Origin of the sequence: Siminovitchia fortis (assembly GCF_003605365.2) — a bacterium.
Lineage (GTDB): Bacteria > Bacillota > Bacilli > Bacillales > Bacillaceae_C > Siminovitchia > Siminovitchia fortis.
In genome coordinates this window covers 1-21,718 of sequence record NZ_QYTU02000048.1, presented here as the reverse complement: position 1 = coordinate 21,718, position 21,718 = coordinate 1, and the positions used below count along the sequence as shown (strand labels likewise).

General features: G+C 43.2%; 20 protein-coding genes. 5 read left to right on the top strand and 15 right to left on the bottom strand.

The window, feature by feature from the left end; genetic code table 11:
• Positions 1 to 185 precede the first annotated feature (185 nt).
• Together D4N35_RS16010 and dapF are read right to left on the bottom strand one after the other, a co-directional pair.
• On the bottom strand, positions 186 to 1,460 hold the full coding sequence (locus D4N35_RS16010) for a dicarboxylate/amino acid:cation symporter (RefSeq protein WP_120075482.1): 1,275 nt from the start codon (positions 1,458 to 1,460) through the stop codon (positions 186 to 188).
• A 442-nt stretch (positions 1,461 to 1,902) separates the two neighbouring features.
• The gene (dapF, locus tag D4N35_RS16005; protein ID WP_120075481.1) at positions 1,903 to 2,742 is read right to left on the bottom strand and encodes a diaminopimelate epimerase; all 840 of its coding nucleotides are present in this window, start codon (positions 2,740 to 2,742) and stop codon (positions 1,903 to 1,905) included.
• Positions 2,743 to 3,900: 1,158 nt separating this feature from the next.
• Between dapF and D4N35_RS16000 the strand changes: the two genes are divergently transcribed.
• Positions 3,901 to 5,280 carry an amino acid permease gene (locus tag D4N35_RS16000; protein ID WP_120075488.1) on the top strand — a complete coding sequence of 460 codons (1,380 nt, stop codon included), beginning with the start codon at positions 3,901 to 3,903 and terminating at the stop codon, positions 5,278 to 5,280.
• A gap of 299 nt (positions 5,281 to 5,579) precedes the next feature.
• Here D4N35_RS16000 and D4N35_RS15995 read toward each other — a convergent pair whose 3' ends face one another.
• The 9 genes from D4N35_RS15995 to D4N35_RS15955 all read right to left on the bottom strand — a co-directional run bounded on the left by D4N35_RS15995 (position 5,580) and on the right by D4N35_RS15955 (position 15,111).
• The gene (locus tag D4N35_RS15995; protein ID WP_120075479.1) at positions 5,580 to 6,140 is read right to left on the bottom strand and encodes an FAD-dependent oxidoreductase; all 561 of its coding nucleotides are present in this window, start codon (positions 6,138 to 6,140) and stop codon (positions 5,580 to 5,582) included.
• A 217-nt stretch (positions 6,141 to 6,357) separates the two neighbouring features.
• Complete coding sequence (locus D4N35_RS15990) at positions 6,358 to 6,975, bottom strand: class I SAM-dependent methyltransferase (RefSeq protein WP_120075477.1); 618 nt, start codon at positions 6,973 to 6,975, stop codon at positions 6,358 to 6,360.
• Positions 6,976 to 7,166: 191 nt separating this feature from the next.
• Complete coding sequence (locus D4N35_RS15985) at positions 7,167 to 8,246, bottom strand: YkvI family membrane protein (protein ID WP_120075476.1); 1,080 nt, start codon at positions 8,244 to 8,246, stop codon at positions 7,167 to 7,169.
• Between the two features lie 66 nt (positions 8,247 to 8,312).
• Positions 8,313 to 9,419, bottom strand: a complete 1,107-nt coding sequence (gene menC / locus D4N35_RS15980) for an o-succinylbenzoate synthase (protein WP_120075474.1) — start codon at positions 9,417 to 9,419, stop codon at positions 8,313 to 8,315.
• On the bottom strand, positions 9,409 to 10,224 hold the full coding sequence (locus tag D4N35_RS15975) for a GNAT family N-acetyltransferase (protein ID WP_120075472.1): 816 nt from the start codon (positions 10,222 to 10,224) through the stop codon (positions 9,409 to 9,411). Before D4N35_RS15975 ends, menC (D4N35_RS15980) begins: the two co-directional genes overlap by 11 nt.
• A 23-nt stretch (positions 10,225 to 10,247) precedes the next feature.
• Entirely contained in the window at positions 10,248 to 11,093 is an 846-nt protein-coding gene (locus D4N35_RS15970; RefSeq protein WP_120075470.1) for a MurR/RpiR family transcriptional regulator, read from the bottom strand.
• 416 nt (positions 11,094 to 11,509) lie between these two features.
• On the bottom strand, positions 11,510 to 11,944 hold the full coding sequence (locus D4N35_RS15965) for a (2Fe-2S)-binding protein (RefSeq protein ID WP_120075486.1): 435 nt from the start codon (positions 11,942 to 11,944) through the stop codon (positions 11,510 to 11,512).
• Between the two features lie 26 nt (positions 11,945 to 11,970).
• Positions 11,971 to 12,789: an FAD binding domain-containing protein gene (locus D4N35_RS15960; protein ID WP_120075468.1), complete on the bottom strand. Its 819-nt coding sequence runs from the start codon at positions 12,787 to 12,789 to the stop codon at positions 11,971 to 11,973.
• 3 nt (positions 12,790 to 12,792) lie between these two features.
• Positions 12,793 to 15,111 (bottom strand): xanthine dehydrogenase family protein molybdopterin-binding subunit, encoded by a 2,319-nt coding sequence (locus D4N35_RS15955; RefSeq protein WP_120075484.1) that lies wholly within the window; start codon positions 15,109 to 15,111, stop codon positions 12,793 to 12,795.
• 139 nt (positions 15,112 to 15,250) lie between these two features.
• Between D4N35_RS15955 and D4N35_RS15950 the strand changes: the two genes are divergently transcribed.
• Together D4N35_RS15950 and D4N35_RS18560 are read left to right on the top strand one after the other, a co-directional pair.
• Positions 15,251 to 15,631, top strand: a complete 381-nt coding sequence (locus tag D4N35_RS15950) for a hypothetical protein (protein WP_120075466.1) — start codon at positions 15,251 to 15,253, stop codon at positions 15,629 to 15,631.
• 28 nt (positions 15,632 to 15,659) lie between these two features.
• Entirely contained in the window at positions 15,660 to 15,788 is a 129-nt protein-coding gene (locus D4N35_RS18560) for a hypothetical protein (RefSeq protein WP_260842227.1), read from the top strand.
• A gap of 198 nt (positions 15,789 to 15,986) precedes the next feature.
• On the opposite strand, the gene D4N35_RS15945 is transcribed toward D4N35_RS18560, so the two are convergent.
• Together D4N35_RS15945 and D4N35_RS15940 are read right to left on the bottom strand one after the other, a co-directional pair.
• The gene (locus tag D4N35_RS15945) at positions 15,987 to 16,169 is read right to left on the bottom strand and encodes an Rpn/YhgA-type helix-turn-helix domain-containing protein (RefSeq protein WP_120075464.1); all 183 of its coding nucleotides are present in this window, start codon (positions 16,167 to 16,169) and stop codon (positions 15,987 to 15,989) included.
• Positions 16,170 to 16,251: 82 nt separating this feature from the next.
• Positions 16,252 to 17,136, bottom strand: coding sequence for an Rpn/YhgA-type helix-turn-helix domain-containing protein (locus D4N35_RS15940; RefSeq protein WP_120075462.1), 885 nt, complete (start codon positions 17,134 to 17,136; stop codon positions 16,252 to 16,254).
• 279 nt (positions 17,137 to 17,415) lie between these two features.
• Here D4N35_RS15940 and D4N35_RS15935 point away from each other — a divergent pair, with 279 nt between their 5' ends.
• Positions 17,416 to 18,393: an alpha/beta fold hydrolase gene (locus tag D4N35_RS15935; RefSeq protein ID WP_120075460.1), complete on the top strand. Its 978-nt coding sequence runs from the start codon at positions 17,416 to 17,418 to the stop codon at positions 18,391 to 18,393.
• 155 nt (positions 18,394 to 18,548) lie between these two features.
• Here the strand turns inward: D4N35_RS15935 and D4N35_RS15930 are convergent, their stop codons facing one another.
• Both D4N35_RS15930 and menC (D4N35_RS15925) read right to left on the bottom strand, forming a co-directional pair.
• On the bottom strand, positions 18,549 to 19,388 hold the full coding sequence (locus tag D4N35_RS15930; RefSeq protein ID WP_120075458.1) for a GNAT family N-acetyltransferase: 840 nt from the start codon (positions 19,386 to 19,388) through the stop codon (positions 18,549 to 18,551).
• Between the two features lie 15 nt (positions 19,389 to 19,403).
• Entirely contained in the window at positions 19,404 to 20,531 is a 1,128-nt protein-coding gene (gene menC, locus D4N35_RS15925) for an o-succinylbenzoate synthase (RefSeq protein ID WP_120075456.1), read from the bottom strand.
• A 148-nt stretch (positions 20,532 to 20,679) separates the two neighbouring features.
• Here menC (D4N35_RS15925) and D4N35_RS15920 point away from each other — a divergent pair, with 148 nt between their 5' ends.
• Entirely contained in the window at positions 20,680 to 21,621 is a 942-nt protein-coding gene (locus D4N35_RS15920) for a nuclease-related domain-containing protein (RefSeq protein ID WP_120075455.1), read from the top strand.
• The last annotated feature ends 97 nt before the right edge of the window (positions 21,622 to 21,718 follow it).

Sequence of the window (21,718 nt, the reverse complement as noted above, 5' to 3'; positions counted from 1 at the left end):
AATTACACAAAATAATTTATACTCCCTTTTAACTTAGTACTCTTCATCCCTCTTCCTTTTCAAAAATAGCTGTAAGCAGCTTTGTTGCCCCCTAGCATGAAGCCACATCCAAATGCTCGCTTTTATATCATTTTATTTTTAAAACATTCCCTCAGCTGAAACTTCCTCATCGTTTATCATTTTCATCACATCGTTTCCTTCTTCATCCCTTGCATATACGCCGTTTGTTGTTCTTCAACATTTACTTTGTCCATCCATTCTTTTCCTTCTAATTGTCTTGTGACAAGCATGCTTGCTACGGTATCCCCAGTAGAGTTGAGCATGGTCGCAGGTGGATCTACGACGACACCGATGGCTGAAATAATGGGCAATGCTTGTATCGGCAGACCATAGAATGTAACAATGACCATTTCTCCAATGAAGCCCCCGCCAGGAATCCCGCTCATGACAACACCGGACAATAAGGCAATAGCAATAGCGGTTAGAAATGTATCGATTCCACTATAATCCATGTTGAACACACCAAACACAAAAGCAATTTTAAGGATCGCTGACAGACAAGATCCATCCATGTGAATGGTTGCCCCAAGAGGCAATACGGTTTCCCGGATATCTTTCGGAACGCCTATGTTTTTAGCAGCTTGTAAGTTTACCGGCAGAGTGGCAAAACTGCTTCCAGTTCCCAATGCCGTTGCTGCTGGGGTAAGGATATTTTTCCAAAAACGGGCAACGCCCTTTTTTCCCCCTGCAAGAAAGGCATACAGTGTAAATCCTATAGCAAAGTAAAGAATGGAAACCGGATAATAAAGGAGGAATGCTTGAGCATAATCACCGATCAATTCCGCACCCATATCTCCTATCAAAGAAGCGAAATAAGCTCCTAAACCGATTGGTGCATAATACATAATGATTTGAATGACCTTCATAAATATTTCAGAACCGCTTTCAAGAAATCTGGCAAACGGTTTGCCGACATCCCCGGTTAACCCTGTTGCTAATCCAATGAGGACAGAAAATACAATGAGAGCCAACATGTTTTGACGTGAAAACAGTTCAACAAAATCCGGAACGGTGAAAGTGTTTACGAGTTGATCTGAAAGTGTAACCTTTTCTACATTTTCCGGAGTTTCCAAAGGGATATCAACACCAGACCCCATCGGAAAAATAATAGTCGCAACAACCATCGTAACAGATGCAATAATACCAGTAATCACGAAAATGGTTATCATCGACCCCATGATTTTACCAAGCCGGCGCATGCTATCCATGTTGGCAACAGCCGATGAAATGGAAAAGAATACAAGTGGCACCACTACCATGAAAAGTAAATTTAAGAATAAATCTCCAAGCGGCCGAATAATACCAGCCTTTTCACCAAAAATCAGACCGATAATGGAACCGATCATAATGGAGGAAAGAAGAATGAGTGGAAATCGATAGGCTTTTAATTTTTTTGCCAAAGTCATTACCTCCTATGTTTGTTAGCTTCCTGTCTCATTTGATTTAATATAAATACAGGTTGCACATAATGGGAATATTCGGAATCAGAAAGACACAATAAATTTCATTTTTTCGGTTCTTCGTTGAAATATGTTTCTGCTTTTCTATCAACTTTTAAAATCGGTTGATTTTTTCACTAGGCCATTCGTCTCTCAAATACATTTGACCCGATCCACCTCCTTCTTCGAAGATGGGGAATTGACATGAGTTAAACGGTCTCTTTGAATGATATCTTCATAACTGAAATTTCAGGCAGCCCGCTCTTGCAAATACAACTGCTGGTCTTGGAATTCGGTTCAACCAGGAGATATTCTTGCTGTTTCGTGTACAGGCGCTTATATTTATTAATCTTAGATGTCCCGTGTAAATACATTTTTCTTATCCATCCTCTCCCTTTCCACTTTATACACTGACCGATGCTTCTGACAGAAGTTCTCCCTCGGCAACAACAACCGCATTTCCCTCCAAAACTATATCTTGAACATCGTCTTTAGTGATTCGAAAGGAAATCGTCAAAACCCCTCCTTTGGCATGAACGTTCACAGGAGAAGATACATGACCCAATAAACTTGATATAATTGCCGAAGCGGTCGCACCAGAACCACAGGCCAATGTCTCATCTTCCACTCCACGTTCAAACGTTCTAATCTTCATTTGATTTTTATCCAGTATTTCAATTAAGTTTACATTCGTTCCACTTTTACAGATGGCTGGATTGTGCCTGATCTTTCTCGCCCACTGTATAAAATCTTTATCCTGTTTTTCATCAATTCGCCTTTCAATAAAGACCGTGTGAGGTACGCCAACCCAAGCAAAATGGTAGAAATCGTTTTCATCCGAAGGAAAAGGTTGATTAAGGTTGAAGTCTTTAATCGGTATGGGCGGAAATTTAATTTGGACCTTCCCATTGAGTATTCTTCCTTCGTAAATTCCATTCAAGGTTTCGAATGTCATTACCTCCCTGGCTATTCCCATTAAATGTGCATATTTCACGATACAGCGTGCTCCGTTTCCGCACATTTCCCCTTCACTGCCGTCTGAATTGAAGTATCTCATTTTAAAATCTGCTATAGTGGATTTTTCCAATAACATGAGACCATCTGCACCAATATGGAACCTTCTGGTGCAGACTGACTTGACAAAACGGGAAAGCTCAAAGCTTTTCATTAGAGCTTCCCGATTATCAATAATAATAAAATCATTGCCGCACCCATGCATTTTTTTAAATGGAACTTTTTTCAATGTGAGATCACCCCTATTAAAGTTTACCTTCCCAAACCTTCTAGCTTAGGATGGTATCGTTTACAATAATGGCTTGATTCTTTGCGGGCGTGGTTAAATAGTAATATTAGCAAGTTCCATACCAACATAATACTTTTTGTTAAGATGATTAAAAATAAACGGTATTCAAAGTGTTTTTTAAAAAATGCAACTTCATTTAATATTGTAAGTTTTATAAGTGAATAAAGCAAAAACTGCCGAATATTCGTATCAATGCATCATTGAACCAACAAGCTGCATGATATGATCTTAAATAAGGAAAAATCTTAAACAGGCGCATCCCCGATCAAGAAATGCGCCTTCATCACTGCTATTAAATTCGCCGTTTTGATTATTGATTTTGAACTAATTCCAGGTTCTTTGACTGTTTATTAAAATATCAATCCCTATGAGGGCATTTATATCACTAGCTTTGCAAAGCGCATACAAAAAATGGTAAAACATACTCCGTGCAATTCAGTCAGTGATTGGTAACTTAAAAAAGGCCGCACGAAACCTGGAGACTGGTGGTTACCCACTTATTTAGTTAGCTTTTGTTCATTTGATGAACAGCCATTTTTACCATCTCCTAAAGTTGAAGTTGGTGGGTAGCCACGCTTTTGCGTCTTACTTCTTCTTTAGGAGCTTTTTTGTGTTTTTAAAACTTTTGAGGAATATTTCAGAAGCTAGTGCATTTATATCGTATTCATCCAAATATAGTTAAGAAATATCAACAGTCTTTTAGCTTACTATAATGAATCTCTCGGAAAAAGATTATTTACGATTTCATTAATTTTCATTTGTTTTTCCGTGTCCGTACGGGCATTCGCCAGCATTGTTCGCTCAAAACTGTTTTTGCAGTGTAAAATAGGTCTTTTGCAGTATAGTCGTTAAAACATTGATGTAATGACGTTTTGTGAAAGCGGTTTAACTAAGTGTCAAGTATTTGCTTCCGTTTATTTACAGAATGTGTAAAGAAAAAAGCAATTTCCTATGTTAACATGATTTGTAAATCCTTTAAATCACTTTATGAACACGCTTACAAAAAGCACCTTAGAATCACTTGGAGGGGGAGTAGCTTTCGTGAACAAAGAAAAAGCGCCAATACAGAAACAACGTGAAGAAGACAGAAAGCCGGAAATGAAAGCGGATCTGAAAACACGCCATATTAGCATGATTTCAATAGCTGGTGTTATAGGGGCCGGGCTTTTCATAGGAAGTGGGGCTGTTATTAATGCGACGGGGCCTGGGGCAATCCTGTCCTATGCATTTGCCGGGCTTATTGTCGTACTGGTTATGCGGATGCTTGGTGAAATGGCCTCTGCTTACCCAACAAGTGGATCTTTCGCCACTTATGCAAATGTGGCAATTGGGCCATGGGCCGGTTTTGCGATCGGATGGCTGTATTGGTTTTTCTGGACTGTTGTAATTGCCATTGAAGCCTTGGCCGGGGCAGCAATCATCCAATATTGGATTCCCGACTTCCCCATATGGCTTATGAGTCTAATTTTAACGGTTCTTTTGACAATGACGAATTTATTTTCTGTTAAGTCCTTTGGTGAATTTGAGTATTGGTTCTCTCTCATCAAAGTTGTTGCCATCACTCTATTTCTTGTTCTTGGACTTTCTGTCATTTTCGGTTGGTATCCAAATGTCGAAGCCCCCGGTACAGCAAATTTAATTGGGAACGGAGGGTTTATGCCTGAAGGGTTTGGTGCTGTACTTCTTGGAATCACCGTCGTGATTTTTTCTTTTATGGGTACTGAGATTGTTGCCATTGCAGCAGGAGAGTCCCAAAATCCTGTAAAGTCTGTTAGGATTGCGACAAATAGTGTTATCTGGAGGATTCTTGTTTTTTACATCGGCTCCATCACCATCGTCGTGACACTCCTGCCTTGGGACTCGGCTAATATTCTTGTAAGTCCGTTCGTTGCTGTCCTGGATTATATTGGAATACCTGCCGCTGCACAGATTATGAATTTTGTCGTACTGACAGCCGTGTTGTCTTGTCTCAATTCAGCATTGTATGCAAACTCTAGAACATTATACGGGATGGCAAAGCAGGGTGATGCGCCGAAATCGCTGTTGAAGTTGAGTAAAAAAGGAGTACCTGTTCAGGCAATCCTTCTCAGCACCGTATTTTCGTATGTTGCTGTAATCATGAATTTCATCTCCCCTGACAAGGTGTTTCTCTTCCTTATTAACTCGTCAGGAGCGGTCGCTTTGCTTGTCTACCTCATTATCTGTTTTGCGCAGTTGAACATGCGCAGGAAAATTGAAAAAGAGCATGGGCAGATTCCTATTAAAATGTGGTTGTTCCCTTATTTGACCTACGCAACGATGATCGTTATTTTGGGAATTTATGTCGCCATGTTCTTCATTGAATCGATGAGAATACAAGTAATAATGACCAGCCTGATCGCAATTGGTGTTGTTTCTATATATTTTATATTCTATCGGAAGCAGAGTAATAGTAGTATAGACAAGCTAAAAATAAGCCAATCACACGGTAAAAATTAACCAACCTTCTAAAACCTCCCGTTTCCGGGAGGTTTTTATCATCATTATCTTAAAAGAAGGTTTGCGAATACGAATATGGTGCAAGTTTGATGATTTGTATATTCATCCATGAAATAGGGTCTGTAAAATTCATTGAAGAAAATCCCGCTGGCTCTTAGAGAGGCTAATATGACACAAAAAACTGTTCATCTCCATCTCCTATGAAAAAATGTTAGAATAAAGTAATCTTAAAAATAACGGGGCTGTGATTTCAAATGGACATGTACCTATTCAGGCTCAACCGCGATTCGGTTATCATTTCACTTTAACACATCATGGTCCACGTAGCGCTCACCGTTCAGTTCGGAGATGACGTTGATCGCCACCTTAGCCCCGTCACCCGCTGTTACGATAGTGTGGACGCTGACTCCCGCTACGGTTCCGGCAGCCCAGATGCCGTCAATATTTGTTTTCCCATCGACTCCGGCATCGACAATCGTCTTGATTCTCGGTTCGGTGCCCGGTTTTGTTTTCACCCCGATTTTTTCGGCCAGCGCAACCAAAGCGCCTGTTGCGAGGATGACATGCTTGGCTTCATATGTCCCGTTTTCCCCTTCGACCTTCAAGCCGTTCTCGGTCTTTGTCACATTGACAACTGTATCCTGAACAATTTCCGCCCCAAAGCTCTTCGCCTGCTTTTTCCCCGTTTCAATTAATTCAGGGCCAGTGATATCCTCGATGCCGTAATGGTTCTTAATCCAGGCACGCTTGGTCATACTCTTGTCGCTGTCAATGACGATCGTTTTCTTTCCGGCCTTGGCCGCAAAGATGGCCGCACTTCCCCCGGCCGTTCCTGCCCCAATGATTGCGATATCATACATATGTATCCACTCCTTTGGATATTGTTCAACAGCTTTTACACGTGCAGTATAACATATTTTCTGAAAAATTAGGCGGCAGATGCTCATATAGAGTTTTTATAACGATTGCATTGAACATTCCACGGTCTGTACTGGGCGCTCCTGCCGGTCAGAAGCGGCCGGCTTCATCTTCGTTGAAAATATTCAAGGCAGGCGACTTGACTTCCCGCAATCTTTTTTAAAATATCTCTTCTGTCCCCGGGCTTGCCCAAATAATATGAAACATATTGAGCCAGTGGCTTTCCGACCTGTGGACGTTCAAACCGGAATCCCGTCCCAGCTTTAAGATATCTCGCGTTTGGTGACAGCCGATCATTTTATATAAAAGCGGATTCAAAGCCCTTTGAGTACTGGAAACGAAAAAATTGGAGCTGATTCCGTGCTCCAGCAATAATATTCTTCCATCAGGCCTGCACCAACGTTGAATCTTTTTCAGCATATCCAAGGGGTTTTCATAGCAGCAGAATGATAAAGTCGACACGATTGTATCGAATGAGTGAGAGGAAAATTCCATTTTCTCTATGTCCGTACAGATCAGCTCAGCTTGTATGTTGCAGGCTGATGCTTTTTTTCGAGCCTCAGCCAGCATCTCTTCGCTGAAATCGGCGGCCGTTACTTTTACTTCTGCAGGATAGTATGGGAAATTGGCTCCCGCCCCAACAGCCAGTTCTAAAACCTCGCCCTCCGCGTGGCTCAGCAATTGCCTTCTCCACCTTCTTAAACTGGAGGGGTCTTTATTGCTTGCGTATCTTGCCGCCTGCCTATCAAAAATACGTATCAGCTTCTCCCTTTCCAACTCATCACTTCCCCCGCTCTGGTTTATTTAAATATAGCATCTATTAGGAAGTTTATTCAGATAGAAGAAATGAGGCCGGCGACAAAATCAGCAAATACTGATTTTCTCGACAGCCCCGATATGCACCGCCAACTCAGAGTTTGTAAAAGCGAAAAAGTAGATTCTCAAATCGTAGAAAAAGATCTCCTCTATTAAGATGCGGGTTTGCCCATATCCTGAACTTCTGGTTTCTGCTTCCATCTGAACCATGCGACAATAATCGCTGCAATTAATGTAAATCCAAGGTACCCCATAGTTGGGTAGACTGTTCCAACAAGTGTAATAAAGCCGACAAAGCTTGCACCGAATGCGGCAACTCCGCAAATGACGACAAGGACCTTAAACCTTGGCGTATCTGTTTTACTAATTCGTGCGGTAAAAGCATACAGCATCCCTACCGCGGTGTTGAATATCATTCCCAATAAAACAATGGACATAATAGCACCAAAGACGGGAGAAATTTCATTTGCCAAATGCAGCATCGGCATATCTGTTCCCGAAACAACATCCAATTTTGCAAACATTCCGATATTGATAAAAAAGATCAAAACACCCAATCCGACGCCACCGATAATTCCACCCCATCCTGCTGTTTTTTCATCTTTTACCGTTCCCCCCATAACAGCAAGCATGGCGGCTCCAGCAGCGATATTATAGGAAACATACAATAGTGAGCCAAGCACCCAATTGGAAGCAGCGGGTTTTTGAGTGTTTGCGGCTTCCTGAATTTGTGCAAAGGTGACATCCATTGTAGACAATGAATAGATAGTAATGATGATAACCGCCAAAATCAGAAACGGTGTGACAATACCTATGGCTGAAATTACCTTTTCAATGTTAAGACAAACGACAATGATAGTGATAAGTGCAAGTAAAATGTTACCGACGATTCCCGGTATGCCAAACTGCTGTTCAAATATGGAGCCTGCTCCGGCGAACATGACAACCGTAACACCGAATAAAAAGAAGGTCATTAAAATATCGACTGCGATTCCCAGATACTTACCACAGATATGGTAAATGACCTCCTTATGGGAGTTTGTTTGCAGACGGTTTCCAAGCTGGACAAGGTTCATACCCAAAAAAGCAAATAAGAAAGTGGCTACCGCCGAACCAATTATTCCTAACCAGCCAAAACTTGTAAAGAACTGTAGTATCTCCTGTCCTGAGGCAAAACCGGCTCCAACAATTAAACCGATAAAAGCTCCGCCAATTTGAATGCTTTTTTTCATGATTATCCCCTTTGTTTAAATTTTTTGTCAATTTGACGAACAAGGAAAAAGAAATACTCTTTTTCCTTATCTAAATGTTTTCTTCTCAACGGTAAAACCTTCGATGGCTTCCACATCAGGCTCATAACCAATTCCCGGTTGATCAGGAACAGTAATATAACCATCTGTAACCGTAACTTCCGGTGTAATAATATCTTTCTCCCAGTAGCGTGAAGACGCAGCCGTATCGCCTGGCATTGTAAAATTGGATAAAGTTGTCAACGCCACATTATGTGCCCGGCCTATTCCAGATTCGAGCATGCCGCCGCACCAAACAGGGATATCATGGCTTTCACACAAGTCATGAATACGTTTGGATTCGGATAGGCCGCCGACACGTCCAATTTTGATGTTGATAATACGGCAGCTTCCCAATTCAATCGCTTTTCTTGCATCTTCATATGAATGGATGCTTTCATCAAGACAAACCGGAGTGGTAATCGCTTGTTGCAGCTTGGCATGGTCAATAATGTCATCAGATGCCAAAGGCTGTTCCACCATCATCAGATCAAATTCATCCAACGCTTTTAATGTATCAATATCCTTTAACGTATAAGCGGAGTTCGCATCTGCCATGAGCGGAACATCCGGAAACTCTTTTCTTACCTCTCGCATCACGTCAACGTCCCAGCCCGGCTTGATTTTTACTTTCATTCGTTTATAGCCGTCTTCTACCTGCTTTTCAATAATTCGTAAAAGATCCGAAGCTGTTTCCTGGATGCCGATGCTGATGCCGACTTCTATCTTCGATTTTTTTCCACCAAGTGCAGAAGCAAGGGAAACGCCTTTTTGCTGGCTGTACAAATCCCAAACCGCACCTTCAATCGTTGATTTGGCCATATTGTTTTTACGGATATTGGAAAAAACCTCGGAAACTTCATCCGGATGTGTAATTTCCTGATTCAATAACGCAGGAATTAAATAATCCTCTAACATATGCCAGTTCGTTTTCATCGTTTCTTCACTGTACCACGGTGAATGAAAAGCTACTGATTCACCCCAACCGGAGTTGCCACTTTCGTCTTTTGCTTCAAGTAAAATAAAATCCCTGTCCTGAAATGTCCCAAAACTTGTTGTAAATGGAAACTTTAGCTTCATTCGCAAATGGCGCAACGTTACTTCTTTAATTTTCATGTTTTTCAACTCCCATTAATTCTTGTTTGACCAATTTATAATAATGGACAGGTCCCGTTTGCTCCCGTTCAAGTGCAACCGCCACGAATCCTTTGGCAAACAATGTTAGAAAGATTTTCCGGGTCTTCATCCGCCAATCGATGACAAGCAGTTTGTCTTTCTGTTTCAGTTCCTGGAAAAAGGAAGGAACCGGTACATAGACGGAGTCACAATCCCCAATCCCGGATAGTGCTGAATCAACATCGACCAGCTTAGGCTTGCCTTCCTGTACAGATTCCCAGGGTATTTTGAATTGTTTTTCACATTTTGGAATGATAAATTGGCGATCAATCCACCATTCTAATTTGAAACGGTCCGTCGGAAGTCCGGCATTCAGCGAATCATCCATGTCTCCATAACAGTTCTCTACGTATGTTGAGCAAATTCCGCCAAGCTTGGATAAATTCAAATAGGCATTTTTGCTTTCAAGAGGATCATACGTCCACGTCATCATAGTGTATCCCAATTTCAACGCGGCTTCTTTTTGTTCTTCTTTTAACTTTCTTCCAATCCCTTTATGCTGGCAGTCCGGATGAACACCGAGCAGGTGCGAGCATAAATAACTTTTTCCATTGGTATACCCGGGAAAGCTGTAGCTGACTCCTACAGGTTCATCCCCAATGAACGCTCCCAACATCAGTCCGCCATTCTTGACTGCGGTGATTGTTTGATGGATTGGAATCGGCTCCATACCCCAAATGGTTTTCTCTAGTTTTTGTACAAGCTGTAACTCATGAGTTGTATGAAGCGTGCGTATTTCAACCATTTCACTTACCTCTTTTTTTCAAATTAACTAAAGAATAGACCTTCGCTATTCATTCTTTCGTATTCTTCTTTCCGTTTTTCAAATTTAGCTTTGTCTTTGATTGTCACACCTGCCACAACGGCATTGATGAATGAAATCAACGCTGGGGCAATATCCAGGGTGGACATTTCCGCAGAATACAGCGGCAACAGAATATCGGCAATGTCCCGGAGCGGTGCAACCGGCGAATCCGTAATCCCAACAATGCATGCCCCTTTGCTTTTGGCCATTTCTGCAATATGAAGTGTTTCCTTCATATATCGATGAAAAGATAGTGCAACAAAGACAGAATCGCTGTTCATTCCGGAAATCATGGATAAAACATCGTCTGTATCTCTCCGGATCAATTGCACATTTTTTCTGACAATTCCAAGTGAAAAAGCGAGCCAATTTGCCATTGAAAAAGATGATCTCAGCCCGCATATATATACCTTTTCGGCTGATTCCAGCAAATCAACGGCTTTTTGAAAATCAGCTTCATTGATGCGTACGATTGTTTCCCGGATAAACTGGATATCTTTCTCCATAACCTGCTCAAAAAAGCGGGGTTCATCCACTATGTCCAATTTCGAAGAATAATAGTTGGCTAGACTGCTTTTTTCAGAAATAAATTGATCACGTACGTTTTTTTGAAGCTCAGAGTACCCTGACAAGCCAATGGCATAACAAAAACGGATCACTGTCGTCTCACTGAGACCGGTTTTTTCTCCAATCTCTTTGGCAGAATGAAGCGCAAACTCCCTGGGATTCTCAAGCAAATATTTGGCAACCTTTTGCTGTCCCTTTGATAGATTGCCGTATTGGGACTGAACCAATTCCATCAGTTTCATTACTGTTCACCCACATCACATAAAGAAGTTAAAACTTTTAAATTTATTGAATATGAAGTTTAAACTTCATTTTATTTTATAAACTTATCATATTTGGCGTCTGCACACAATGACTTTTCAGATAGTTTGTGGAGATTCATTCCCAGCCATAGAAAATGATCCTTTTCATTTTGCTAAATAAGAAAAGCGCAAGCGCCCGTTTAGCGACGTACAAACTGGAGCACTCCGCAATGAGATAAAGGAAACACGGCGAGGTACGAGCCGATGTTGACTTATCGTAGTGGAGGAGTGTGAAGTTTGCTAGTCGCTGGGCGCTGGAGCTGGACAAAGAAAGGCTTCTATTGAAAAAAATTTTCATATCAGCTTATACTTTTACTTAAATAAAGACACCCTTTTTAATAAGAAAAGGTGCCTTTTCACTTTCTATTGATCACGGACAGGACCGCTTCGTTGATTTCCTGATAACTCGTGCATCTGCATATGTTGGATGAAAGCCAGCTTTTGATCGTTTCTTTTGATGGATTGGGATGGTTTTGCAGCAATGAATGGCAATTGATGATGAATCCCGGCGTACAGTAGCCGCACTGAAAAGCGAAATGTTCAATAAAAGCACGCTGGATCGGCGTGTCGTGCAATCCCTCGATTGTTGTAATTTTTTGGCCGGCCGCTTCTACAGCCAGCATGATGCACGTTTTAAAAGGGAGCTCCCCAACCATGGCCGTGCAGGCTCCGCAGTCCCCATTCAGGCAGCCGGGCTTCGCACCTGTCAATCCAAGTTTATTGCGAAGGACATGTAAAAGTGTTTCACCGGCTTGGATTTCAATATCCGCCATTTCACCGTTTATTTCCATTTCTACTGTGAATTTCCGTGTTTCCACTAGGCTCCCTCCAGTTCGTGCAAAAAATCCATCAACAAGTTTCGTAATACGAACAGCCGATACTCCCTTGATCCCTCAATATCATCCAAAATCGGTTCAGGCACATGTTCCAGAGCCCGGTCGACCCTGTTTTCCAAAGTTTCATCTAAACTGCTCAATTCTTTTTCCATCTCTAATGACCGAAACGGAAACGGGGATAGACCGCTAAAGGCTGCCCTTATCCGCCCGGCTGTTTTGACCGCCGCAGCGGTAATGAGAGGATAACCGGTTTCCCACTGTTTCCGGATTTTTTGCGCAGTAAAAGGCAGTTGAAGAAAGTCTGTATCTGTTTGAATAGTTACAAGCAATTGGCCTTCTTCCAACTTTAACTCATTAATAGGAACTTCCTTCACTCCTTGAAGATCCGCTATGACAACGTGGCTGTCTGCCAGAAGGAAAGGCAATACCGCTTCCCTGTAAAAAATTTTCCCGCTAATGTTTCCACCAATGGTAATCTTGTTCCGCGCAGTCCGGTCGGCGATTCCCCTTGAAACCTCCGTTAATAACGGAAAGCTGTTCTCTTCTTCGAGAGTGGTCAATGGAATAGCAGCGCCAACCTTTAAAAACCGTGAAGTTTTTTCCAAAACCATCATTTCCGGGATTCCTTTGATATCAATAATGGAACGCGGTGTGTCTATGTTCAGCCGGCCAAGCGTTAAAATTTCGGTTCCGCCGGACCAATACATCGGTTCTTTGTTTGCTTGTTTTAATTTCTGGAACAATTCCACTGCTTCCCGCAACTTGGCAGGGCGGTAATATTCCACATAAGCCGGCAGCAATGTTTACGTCCCCCCTTCTTTTGTTCTCCACAACAATTCCGGTGTAAGCGGCAAATAGCGGAGCTCGACTTCAAGAGCCGCGGATAAGCTGTTCGCCAGCGCCGCCGGCATGCCGATCAGGCCATGCTCCCCGACTCCCCGTGCTCCATATGGTGCGTCTATTTGAGGGGTTTCTACAAAATCGACAATGTATTCCGGCTGCTCCCCAAAGCGTATCGGCCGGTACGTCCGAAGCTGGGGATTGAGAACCCGCGCATCTTTGTCAAAGATAAAGGTTTCCCGCCCCCCAAAGGACAAGCCGATATTCATCGCCCCCATCACCTGTCCTTCGGCTGTCTTTTGATTTAAAACCCTGCCGATATCAATGACGGATACAGCTTTCAGTAACCGATAACGGTATGTTCTCGTATCGATTTCAATTTCCACGCCTTGTGCGCCGACTGTCCATTCGGGCCCCGGCTTGCCTGCACCCGTCTCCTTATCCAGTCTCGTCATATGTCTGAGCGTGTAGGTTCCGCTGCCGATGATCTGGCCGCCGACTGTATTTCCATTGGGATATACAAAGCCATAGGCAATATCTTTTACGGGAATATGGATGTCGGGATCATCTCGGAGAAATACTTTTTCATACCCCACTTCCAAATCTTCAGCCGGGGCACGCAAAATGCAGGCAGCTCTTTCCTTTAATTGTAAAATCACATCGTCGGCTGCATTGAGAACCGCCCTTCCCGCCATGAACGTTGCCCTGCTCGCAACTGTTTTCCAGTGCTCCGGCGTATTTTGGGTATTCACAAGCATTTGAACATGGATTTTTTCAACCGGCATTTTCAATCTTTCCGCTAAAATCTGTGCCAAAATCGTTTTCGTTCCCGTTCCGATTTCAACGACGCCGGACATTAAATTGATGCTTCCATCCGGGTTGAACGTTAAGATAACTCCGGAGCTTGCGTTCGTATCGATTGTGGAAGTTTTCCAAATGCAGCTGACTCCTTTGGCTCTGATCGTGTTTTCGCCAACTTCGATCCTTTGCCCGTCATCCCAATGGATCAATTCTTTCAATCTGGTAATGCACTTTTGCACGTTCCCGACGCTGCTTCTAGTCAATTTTACTTGGGTAGGTGTCGTATCACCCGGCTTGATTGCGTTATTATATCTGAAATCAAGCGGATCCATGTTCAATTTTTTTGCAAGCATATCCATCGTCCGCTCAAAAGCGAAGTGGACTTCCGAATGGCTGAAACCCCTGAACGGCGCGGGATAAGGATGATTCGTGTACATGCAAAGTGAATCGCAATATATATTTTCAATCCTGTAAGGCCCTGTGCAGTCAACGGCCCCCGCCCTGGCCAGGTCGATCGATTTATCGGAATAAGCGCCGCCGTCCCATAAATAAAGCAGCTCTGCAGCTTTTAAAATTCCGTCCTTTGTGCTGCCGAGCTTCACTGTTGCCTCCAGGCCGATATGTCCGGGAGAGGTAACCATATCTTCTTCGCGGTCATTGACCACTTTCACCAGTCTCCCGTTTACCGCCTTTGAGGCGATATAGGCCAGGATTTCCAGCTGTACGGACGCTTTCCCGCCGTAGGCCCCTCCCACTAAAGGAGTTTTCACAAGAATATTGCCTGTTGGAATGCCAAAATACGTGGCCATCAGCTTTTTGATCATAAAAGGAGCCTGTGATGACGAAGTGATTTCAACCTTTCCGTCTTCATGGATTTGTGCAAAAGAACAGCGGGTTTCCATCGCCGCATGGTCAGATGGATTAAAGGAAAAGGTGGACTGTACAGAAACTTCGCTCTCTTCCCAGCCTTTTCGAATATTTCCTTTGCGGATTTTGATTTTGGAAGCGATATTTGTCCCCGGCACCGGATACACGCCGGCAATTTTTTCATAGCTTCCAAGGTTTTCGTGAAGTAGAGGAGCGCCCGGTTGGAGTGCCGCACTTGGGGAGTTTACAACCGGAAGAGGGGCATATGAAATGTGGATTTGGCTGGCTGCGAGCTGCGCTGTTGCAAGGGTATCCGCGACGACAATGGCGACAACCTCCCCATAATACCGCACCCGGTCAACGGCAATCGGCGGGCGGTCACGCATCTCTTCCCCCGTGAGCGGAAACTTTCCGCCTGTGATCACAGCGCGGACCCCTCTCATTTTTATGGCTTCGGATGTATCAATATGGTTTATTTTAGCGTGGCCGTACGGGCTTGTCACAAGCTTGCCGAACAGCATTTCCTTCGGCTCAAAATCGTTCGTATATTTCGCTTTTCCGGTCACTTTTTCCCAGGATTCCTTCCTGAATACGCTTTGCCCAATGATCTTCATGATTCCAGTCACCCCCAACCGCATCAATGGCATGCTATTTCATCTTATGATCATGATGGCAGAAAAATGATATTGTTGACGGTGTTGCGGGAACATCCAAACATGAATACATTAAGCATAAGGAATAGGGGTGACACTTTTGGAAAATAACACGGCTGAATGGATATATTTGGATATTAACCTGATTACCGCTTTCCTGTTGATATCGGGTCAAATAACAATGAACGGGATGTTTGTTCAACCGGCCGGGGGCTTTTCCATACCACTCCAAGGTCCCATCACAGGGGGAAGGAGATTGGCCGGGAAATCAAAGATAGCCACGATTGTTATAGATTCAATTGACTTGATTTTGGCTCTCCTGTTGATATTTGGCCAAATCAGTGTCAGAGGTACATTGATCGGCTCGGGGTTTTTTTCCATTGTCGTCAGCGGGCCCATCTTCGGAGTACCAAAAACTGAGGTTGCACCGGAGACAAAAAAGCAATTTTTTGATCATCTTGGAGACTACTTTAAAACTTAACACATGGATATGAAAGGTGGTTAATCTTGTGGCGTTAACAGATGTTCCAACGATAAAGCCGTCAAAAGGGGCTCTTTTTATCGTTGCCGTACTGCTGGGGGCTTTCTTATTTTTCGGTACGGAGACCAAACCGGCAGATGCCGGGGCTTATAGATAAAATGGGAGCTTCCGCTTTTGGAGGCTCCTTTTGATGATTAGCTAAAATAGGGTAGCCGGCCTGACTAAATTGGGCTTGTAAAAAAAGTGGCGATGAGCAATAAGGAAGCAGTAACGCTTTCCGGATTATTTTAATGCCGGTTTCTGTATTTTGGACCATCTGATTGGGCCTACAAAAAAGGACAACCAGTCAGATTGCCTACATTTGACCCTTTTTGATTTTTTCCAATTCCTCTCTCGTAAGGCCGGTTACCTCAATTATGAAGGCTTCATCTGTTCCTTTTTTTAGCATGTTTTTCGCAATTTTTATCTTTTCTTGCTTCTCGCCTTCCTTTCGGCCTTCTTCTCTCCCCTTCTTCTCCCACGAAGTGATCAGTTCCATCAGTTCTGCCTCCTCCTTTGGATTGTCATTGGACCGTCCTGTGGGCCTACAAAAAAAGGACAACCAATCAGGTTTGACTCCATCATGCTTTTTTAATTTCTTCCAATTCTTCTTTTGAAAGGCCGGTTACCTCAATTATAAAGGCTTCATCTGTTCCTTTTTTCAACATGTTTTTCGCAATTTTTATCTTTTCTTGTTTCTCGCCTTCTTCTCTCCCCTTCTTCTCTCCCCTTCTTCTCTCCCCTTCTTCTCTCCCCTTCTTCTCCCACGAAGTGATTAATTCCATCAGTTCAGCCTCCTCCTTTGGTTCCATCATTTGAATTTCCTCCATTAAAATCAGCTGTTCTTTTTCATCCAACTTCAAATAGGTTTCAAAGAAGCTCGTCAGCATTTGCATTCTTGCCGGGTCTAGTTGAAGACGGAGAAGCATACGCAAAAATTCTTTCTTTACTTTTACTTTTTCTTTTTTAGTATACCCCATTTTGCTCAATAATGCCGCAGCGATGGGGTTATCCTGTTGTATGTATTGGCGCCATGGCAACTTTTTCAATTCAATTGTGACGTATTTAAATGATACAATTTTTTTAAACGGAAATTGAATTACAAACTCATCAGGTTCAATTTTGTTCTCGTCATAGGTGAATAAAGCAACTGGTAGGATTGGCAAGCGGTGTTTTTCGTAGAGGCGGTTGTGGTAGATGAACATGCGTTCATTGAAGTTTTCTTGGTAATAAGATTGTGGCTCAACGTGAATTAATATAATACTGTCTTCTCCACGCAATCTTGTTTTGACCAGCAGGTCGACAACCTTCTTTTCACCCTCCATCAAGTCGGTAAAGATTTCCTGATTTAAGAAGGTGATATCTGAAAAATCAATGGCTTCGAATGCGTCCGGTAAAAAGAGCATGATGAATTCTTCGAAAAATGTTTCAATCAACAATTTGAACAATCGATCATGGTCAAGCATATTACCCCTCCTATTAAGAACAAACGTTCCGTTTTATTCAGTTTACATCACTAGTTGATTTTTATCAAGAGGGGAACCGAAATATCCGAAAAATAAGGAAGATTGCAAGCCCCCGTTTAGCGACGCACTCCGCAATAGGATAAGGCCTGTGGAAACCTGTTTCAATCGCAAGTCCTCAAAGCCTCATATCTTCTTATACGGTCTGCTTTTTTCATGGTACACCATCCATTCAACGTCATTATGGTAAAATCTATTCAAACAAATAGTCTGGGTGATTTCATGTTTACAAGAAAAGCGTACAGTATAGAAGGCGATCATTCAATTTCGGAACTTTTCAAATTGAAAATTGGCGGGATTGACCAGTGGCTTTACATTAGAGGTGAAGACAAAAGAAAGCCTGTATTGCTTATGCTGCATGGTGGGCCTGGTGCCGCTCAAATCGGCTTTGCCAGAAAGATGCAGAAAAGGCTTGAAAGCCACTTTGTTATGGTGAATTGGGATCAAAGAGGTGCCGGTTTATCTTATGCAAAAGACATTCCTGCAAGTACGATGAATATCCGTCAATTTGTGAAAGATACAATCGAAGTGAGCCATTATCTGCTTGATCGATTCAGCCAAGATAATCTGTACCTTGTCGGACATTCATGGGGAACTGTTATCGGTTTGCTGGCTGTTTACAAGGAACCGCTTCTTTTCAAACGATATTTCGGTGCTGCGCAACTTGTGAATATGATGGAAAACGAGTACATCTCCTATGAAAGCCTTTTGCAAAAAGCAGAGAGGGAAAATAATGAGAGAGCCTTGAGGGACTTAAAGGAAATCGGGAAGCCCCCTTGGTCTCATTTAAAACATGAGCGGGTGCACCAAAAATATTTGGAGCGTTTTGGCGGCGGGATTTCCCGTGATGGAAAACTGGCTGCCAAGGTTTTTAAAGATATGTTGCTGAACGGACAGTATACATTGTTTGATGTGGTCCGGCATGTAAAAGGGCAATATTTCAGCCTTACACGAATGCGGGACGAAACGGCAGCAATAAACCTCCAAAATATCGTTGATACAATTGAAATCCCCATATATTTTTGTATGGGCAAACATGATTTAACCGTTCCCAGCCAGCCTACTTGGGACTTTTATCAGAACTTGGAGGCCAAAGAAAAACATTGGGTTTGGTTTGAGGAATCGGCCCATTCCCCTCTGTTTGAGGAAAGCGACAAATTTCTTGATCTGGTTGTGACAGAGACACAAAAAGATCATTAAGAAAAACGGATTGCGCGCAGCCTTTGGCTGGATTATGCTTGCGAAGGCGTTCTTTCCCTTTTTATTCCTTGCGCCGTTGGTGCCTGGCCGACTTGAAGCGCCACGTTGTGCGGGACTTCTTCTTCAACAGTCATATGCAAAACCGCAGCGGAATACTATTTCCCGCTGCGTTTTGTATTTCGTGTTTCTTTTTCCAATATATAATACCCGACATCGTCCGAAGGGATAGCTGCCACAAGCACATACCCGTCTGAAAATAACGCTTGAATGGCCTGTCGGATTTTCATTCTCCAATCATAAGCAAGCTCAAATGAACGGTTTTTTAATGCCTGAATGTCTTTCGGAGCGGGAACGAGGAGGACTTTTTCCCCGTCACGGCGAACGACGTCTCCTGAAACCGGCAATGAATCCTGGATGGAAAAATCAAGCGCCAATGGATAATCGCTAATATTTCCGTACTTTTCTTTTTTCATGCCGGCATTGACAACAGGTTCGCTCAGCAAATCCCATTCGAGCAAAAATCGGTCCGTCGGCATCCCTTTGTTGATTTTGTCCTGCGTAATTCCGTAGTAAGAGACGTAATAGGTCCGGACGTATCCGCCGAGCTTTGACAGATTCAGATAGCCATTCTTGATTTCCAGCGGATCGAATGTCCAGGTGATTTTTTCATAACCCTTCTCAATAGCCCATTCCCTCTGCCGGCGTTTCAGGCTTTCGCCGATCCCCTGGTTGCGATAATCGGAATCGACGGCCATCATATGGGAAACGAGATGAGGCTTTTTGCTGATGTCTGTGATTCCGGGAAATCCGTAGACGAACCCGATCATCCGATCACTGTCATAGGCCCCGATCACACAGCCTCCGTTATGGATTGCCGCAACCAATTGGGCAAGAGCGGTGACAATTTCTCTTCCCCAAGTATCAACTTGCAGATCAACCGCTTTTTGCAACTCGCCATGTTCCATTACGGGTTTAAAAATGTATGTTTTTGACATGGATTCCCTCCGAGATCAAACGGTTTTTGTCCTTGAAAATGTTTCAGTACCGACAACATAATCATTAAATGCCTGCTCATTAATTCCGTAACCGATGCCCGGCCCTTCCGGCACTTTTATAACACCCGGCTTGTGAAATTTGATTTCCGGATCCGTAATGTCTTGCTCCCAGTAGCGGTCGGACGGAGATGTATCTCCAGGGATCGTGAAGTTGGCCAGCGAAGTGATCGCGATATTATGCGCCCTTCCGATGCCCGATTCAAGCATGCCTCCGCACCAGACAGGAATATCCATTGCCTGGCAGTAATCATGGATCTTTTTCGCCTCAGTAAGCCCTCCTACCCGGCCCACCTTGATATTGATCACCCTGGCTGCTCCAATTTCCACCGCTTTTCTTGCGTCATCGACGGAATGAATGCTTTCGTCAAGGCAAATGGGGGTGGAGAGTTCCTTCTGAAGGGTTGCGTGGTCAATAATATCGTCATAGGCAAGCGGCTGCTCAATCATCATCAGATTTAAAGGATCAAGCTGCTTTAAAAGATCGATGTCCTGCAAGGTGTAAGCCGAATTGGCATCCGCCATCAATGGGACGTCCATTCCGAACCGTTCCCTGATCGCCTGCATCGGTTTGACATCAAAGCCGGGCTTGATTTTCACTTTTATTTTTTTATAGCCTTGGTCAATGCAGCTTCCGACACGATCGAGCAGCTCCCCGATCGTCGGCTCGATCCCGATGCTGACGCCCACGTCAATTTCCGTCTTCGTTCCGCCCAATGCATTTGCAAGAGATATTCCTTTCTTTTTACAGTAAAGATCCCACACAGCCCCTTCCAACGCTGCTTTCGCCATGCGGTGCCCCTTGACGGATTGGAAGATTGGATCAAGGTCCTCCGGATGTTCCAGATTTTCCATTTTTAAAACTTGGGGGATGATCAGCTTCTTCAAGATATAAAGGACCGTTTCCGTTGATTCTTCATTATAAAAAGGGAGCGGGAATGCCGTGCTTTCCCCGTATCCCGTGATGTCGCCGCTTGTTGCGCTCACTATTAAAAAATCCCTCGCCATCAATTTTCCAAAGCTCGTTTCGAACGGATGCTTCAGCGGCATTTCCAGGCGATCGATCCTGATTTCTTCAATTATCATATTGATTCTCCTTTTTACTGATCCGATTGTTTGCCCCCATTTTACCGTGAAATGAAAGATAATTCTAATATATGTTTCATTTGATATAATGTCGGAATAGAAAGAAAAATGTTATAATGAGAGGAAAAATTTAGAAAGGTAGTGGACAATGATTATCAAACCTCTTCACGAACCGGAATGGCTATGTTTAATTCCACGATTCCAGGGGGAGCACGCTGAAAAGCAGCACTTTGAAAATTTGGTGAAAGGCTACGAAGGCGAACTGAAATTTGCAGGATTATTAGAAGAGATTTCAGATGATTGGTTGATCCTTTATGATTTGAGACTGGAATACAGGCGCACCATTTTTCAAATCGATGCCCTCTTGATCTCACCGAAATCCCTCCACCTTTTCGAAGTAAAAAATTTCGAAAGTGATTTTTACATCGACTCCGGAAAATGGTTTACCATTAATGGAAAAGAAATCAGAGACCCCGTATTGCAATTGAACCGCTGTGAATTTCTTCTCCGACAACTTCTTCATGAATATGGATTTAACATCCCCATAAAAGGCAACGTCGTCTTTATCAATCCCACGTTTACCCTATATCAAGCACCGCTGGATCTTCCGATTATACTCCCGACACAACTGGATCGTTTGGTTCAACAATTGAATAGGAGTGCAAAGAAGCCTGGTATTCGAGACATAAATCTTGCCGAAAAACTGGCCGGCGCCCATTTAAAACGATCTCCGTATGACCACCTGCCTGAATATAACGATTCCGAATTAAAGAAGGGTATCTATTGCGCAGCTTGCAGTTCATTTTCAATTTCTTTAAAAAGCGACCAAATCACGATCATTTGCGGGAAATGCGGTAAAGAAGAAGCCGCTGACTCTGCTGTTATTCGAACACTCAAAGAGTTTCAACTCCTGTTTCCTGAAGAAAAAGTCACCACTAATCGTGTTTATTATTGGTGTGGAGAGATTTTTTCAAAAAAAACAGTTAGAAGAGTGCTGGGGAGGAATTTTGTTTTAAAAGGGGGAGGAGGATCTGCGCATTATGTCGATCTAAGAGCGGATTTAAGTAATACCGGAATGCGGGGCAAGTGATTCACCCCGTTTTAGTCCTTCATCGTATATTAGGGACACTGCGTTGACCGCGTTCGACGATTAAACGCTTGCGCGGGCATTGGATCGCTATGCCGTT